This window comes from Glaciimonas sp. Gout2 (assembly GCF_035018905.1).
GTDB lineage: Bacteria > Pseudomonadota > Gammaproteobacteria > Burkholderiales > Burkholderiaceae_D > Glaciimonas.
Genome location: NZ_JASJXA010000093.1, coordinates 1 through 4,203, shown reverse-complemented (window position 1 = coordinate 4,203; position 4,203 = coordinate 1). Strand labels below are relative to the sequence as shown.

At 47.3% G+C, this 4,203-nt stretch carries 4 protein-coding genes; all 4 read right to left on the bottom strand.

Annotated elements, in window-relative coordinates; translation table 11 throughout:
• Positions 1–131 precede the first annotated feature (131 nt).
• Positions 132–1,076 carry a xylanase gene (locus QN379_RS23065; RefSeq protein WP_323507723.1) on the bottom strand — a complete coding sequence of 315 codons (945 nt, stop codon included), beginning with the start codon at positions 1,074–1,076 and terminating at the stop codon, positions 132–134.
• Positions 1,077–1,244: 168 nt separating this feature from the next.
• Positions 1,245–2,300, bottom strand: coding sequence for a bifunctional UDP-4-keto-pentose/UDP-xylose synthase (locus QN379_RS23060; RefSeq protein ID WP_322238423.1), 1,056 nt, complete (start codon positions 2,298–2,300; stop codon positions 1,245–1,247).
• Between the two features lie 158 nt (positions 2,301–2,458).
• A complete protein-coding gene (locus tag QN379_RS23055) occupies positions 2,459–3,352 on the bottom strand; it encodes a formyltransferase (RefSeq protein ID WP_322238425.1) in 894 nt (297 codons plus the stop codon).
• On the bottom strand, positions 3,349–4,203 hold an 855-nt coding region (locus tag QN379_RS23050), incomplete at its 5' end, for a glycosyltransferase (protein WP_323507722.1). The genes QN379_RS23050 and QN379_RS23055, both read right to left, overlap by 4 nt.

The following is a 4,203-nucleotide window of genomic DNA, read 5'->3' as shown; positions in this document are numbered from 1 at the left end:
CCAGTCATCGGCGCGGAAAATTCGGGAACAGTCATGTTAATGATGGATGCTTGATCTGTCACTTTTTGTCCTCTTCTCTGAATGAAATATATAAAATAATTACCAGCTCAGAGAGATTGCAGTTAATTGCATCAAACGCTGGCTTGCATGATCATGTCGCCAGAACGGCCTGGCAATTCTGCCCAGTGCATCGGCAAAGTAGGCATGGACTGATCTTTTATCTTCAGATAATAGTCTTCCATGGAAACCAACTCGTAACCTTGCGCCCGCCATCCTTGCAGCAACTGTTCAAATATTGGGGCGAGTTTTTGTCCTTCAAGTTCCGCGTGCAATGTAAATACATGATCACGTGGCTCGGCCGTTAATTTCAGCAAGTGTGCCGCAATATTTACAACATTCAACTCAACACCATTGATCGTGCGTCCCAGTAGTTCGTCTAACGTCGGCAGGGTGGTTGGAAGCTGCACGCAAGGTAACGTTACGCCGCTTACACTTAAGCGATGTGGCCCAGCCAATTGGTCAGTTAATGCGCCAGATTCGGTTAGCATAGCCCGGCCATCGGATGAGTAAGCTATGTTAAAAACTTCAAGCTGTTCGAAAGCATAGGGATTCATTTGCCAACCGGCAGCGCCATGTGTTTTGGGAGCAAAGCCAAAAATATTTTTGAAGCGATCAAATGACCGTTGCATCGTACTTTGAGTCCATGCCGCGCCCCTTTGGCGCACGTGATCTTGCCAGACACGATGATCCCAGGTATGGATGCCACACTCAAAACCTGCCGCGTGTACGGCCTGCATGTAACTGGCGCAGGTTTTCCCGATATCTGGTGCTGGCAATAAAACGCCGTACATCAGTGTTTTGAGGCCGTAATGCTCAACGACTGAGGTACGCGACACTTTTTTGAAAAAACCCGGTCTGAATACCTGTTTTAATGCCCAACCGGTATGGTCTGGACCAAGCGAAAACAAGAACGTTGCATTGGCTTGATATTTGGTGAGCAGACGCACCAGGTTAGGTATTCCCTCGCGCGTGCCGCGATAGGTGTCAGCGTCGATTTTTAGGGTAAGGAGAGCCAAGGTTGGTGTAATACCTGAAGGTGGTGTTGACCCGCGTAGCGCGGTTGAAGGAGAGCTGTTTTTTTGTGACTATGAGTTAGTCAGCAGCAGCAATAATGAAACGAATTTAATCTTTGGTGACTTGTTAATAGGCGCAAGGAAACAGATTACGCCTATTAACACGTTAGTTTAATCCATCAAGGCACGCGCCTCTGCGACCTGACCGCGATAAGCATCAAAAATATTGCGCAAAGTATCCGCCATATTGGTCGTCGGCTTCCAGTTCAACTCATCGCAAGTGTTTGTGATTTTTGGCACACGGTTTTGCACGTCCTGATAGCCTTTTCCGTAGTATTCAGCGGAAGTCGTTTCGATCAGTTTAACGTCCTTGGCAGAGTCTGCGTATTCAGGGTACTCGGCAGCCAATTTCAACATCATGTCCGCAAGATCACGGATGGAATAGTTGTTAATCGGGTTGCCAATATTGTAGATTTTGCCGCTAGCAATACCATCTTTATTAGCGATGATTTTAATCAATGCATCGATACCATCGTCGATATAAGTGAACGCGCGTTTTTGCTCGCCACCGTCGACCAGAGAAATATTTTCGCCACGAACGATGTGACCAAAGAATTGCGTTACTACACGGGAGCTACCTTCTTTTGGCGTATGGATAGAATCCAGGCCAGCGCCAATCCAGTTGAATGGACGGAACAAGGTGAAGTTCAGGCCATCTTCCATGCCATAACCCCAGATCACGCGATCCATTAATTGCTTGGCGCAAGAATAAATCCACCGTGGTTTGTTGATCGGGCCGCAAATTAATTCAGATGCTTCTGGATCGAACTCTTCGTCATGGCACATGCCATAAACTTCAGAAGTCGAAGGAAATACCAAATGTTTACCGTATTTTGCTGCTGATCGCACGATCGGTAGATTTGCTTCAAAATCTAGTTCGAAGACACGCAATGGTTTTTTGACGTACGTTGACGGTGTCGCGATGGCGACCAAAGGTAGAATGACGTCACATTTTTTGACGTGATATTCGACCCACTCCTTGTTGATGGTGATGTCGCCTTCAAAGAAGTGCATGCGCGATTTGTATTCTTCGTTTTCCAGCAGATCAGTAATTCGGTCGGTCATCATGTCCATACCGTATACGTGCCAGTCGGTGGTGTCCAAAATACGCTTGGATAGATGGTGGCCGATGAAGCCGTTAACGCCGAGAATAAGAACTTTTTTCATATTGATATCGTTTAATAGGTTGTTGTTCTAATTGGTACAGTGCGTCACCGCCAAAATCTTAAACGCTGCTATTTTTATAAGCACGATAGTTTGAGACTTCGCTTCGATAAATAGTCGAAGGGCGGGCGACATTGCCAGATTGTTTTGTTGTAAATCTACTAAAGCATCGTTTGTAGCGCTTGCGCTGTCACGGCCTTCCCATTCGCTGACAAACTTTTGATTAACAGCGCGCGACCATCGCCGCACACCCCAAAAATGCAATTATCCACCACCGCCAGGCCGATAGGCAAATTTGTCATCGGGATTTTAGAAAGACGGGCATTTTCTATCACAAAAGTAACATCGTCCAAGACAGTCCATGCGCCGGGATAGGGCGGCGCTACTGCACGATACAGGTTGTACACTGATTGTGCTGTTTGTTGCCAGTCTATCTTGCCGTCAGCTGGCTTTCTACCGCCGAAATAGCTTCCCTGCGATAGATTGTTCGGGATTGCCGGTATTGCGCCCGCTAACATCGCTGGTAGGGCATTCCATAGCGTCTGCTCAGCCGCTACGACTACTTTGCCGAATACCTCGTGAGCGGTATCGTCAGGCAAAATAGGGACTGATGTTTGTGCAACGATAACACCGGCATCAGGTTTGAGCGCCATTTTATGCAACGTCGCGCCGGTTTCGGTTTCACCGTGTAACACTGCCCAATTGATCGGTACGCGTCCCCGATATTTTGGCAACAATGAACCGTGCATGTTGAAAGCGCCATGTGTGGCGAGCGCTAACAATTTAACGGACAACATGTGACGGTAATAAAAACTGAAAATAAAATCAGGTTTTAAAACGGAAATTTGTGCAAATAGCTCTGGGTCGCTCGGATCTGCGGGTGTAACGACCGGAATACCCTGTTCTTGACATAAGGCTGAAACCGAGTCGAACCAGATAGTTTCTTGCGGATTGTCCTCGTGGCTGACGACTAACGCTACATCAACGCCACGCGCCAAAAGCACCTTCAGACAACGTACGCCGACGTTATGGTAAGCAAAGACAACCGCTTTCATGATGCGCCCATATCCTCAGGACTGGTTCGCTCCAGCACCGCTTGAATGACATATCGCGGACGTGCACGCACTTGCTGATAAATCCTACCGACGTATTCACCTACTAAACCGATGCCAAACAAAATCATCCCCATCAGGAAAAAGTTGATTGCGAACAACGTGAAAAGTCCCTGAACCTCTGCGCCCAACACGAAGCGCCGTATTAGCAACAAAATGAACAACGCGGCAGATCCAAAAGCCAGCACTATACCAACGAGTGAAAATAACTGTAACGGAATCAGGGAGAAGCCCGTTATCAAATCGAAATTCAACCGAATGAGACTATACAGTGAATACTTAGATTCACCAGCCGAGCGCTCTTCATGTTCAACAGTGATTTCGGTCTGTTTGCGGGCAAATGTGTATGCCAGTGCAGGGACGAAAGTATTGACTTCTTTGCATTGATTTATCAAATCAACAACGTTGCGTCCGTATGCGCGCAGCATGTTGCCCTGATCTGTCATTTTGATATGTGTGATTTTTTCGCGTATTCGGTTCATTACCTTGGAGGCAATGGTGCGCCATATCGAGTCCTGGCGCTGTCGGCGTATCGATCCGACATAATCATATCCTTCACGCATCTTGGCAACCAGATGGCGAATCTCTTCTGGTGGATTTTGAAGATCAGCATCCAATGTGATGATAATCTCACCCCGACTACTTTCAAAGCCCGCGAGAATCGCCATATGTTGGCCAAAATTGCCATTAAACAACACTACCCGAGTAACATCCGGACGTAACCGGAACTGCTCGGCCAAAACCGCGGCTGACGTATCGCGGCTGCCGTCATTGACGAAAACAATTTCATAAGA

Coding starts and splice junctions, on each gene's coding strand:
- QN379_RS23060 (WP_322238423.1), bottom strand. CDS start 2,300: ATGAAAAAAGTTCTTATTCTCGGCGTTAACGGCTTCATCGGCCACCAT.
- QN379_RS23055 (WP_322238425.1), bottom strand. CDS start 3,352: ATGAAAGCGGTTGTCTTTGCTTACCATAACGTCGGCGTACGTTGTCTG.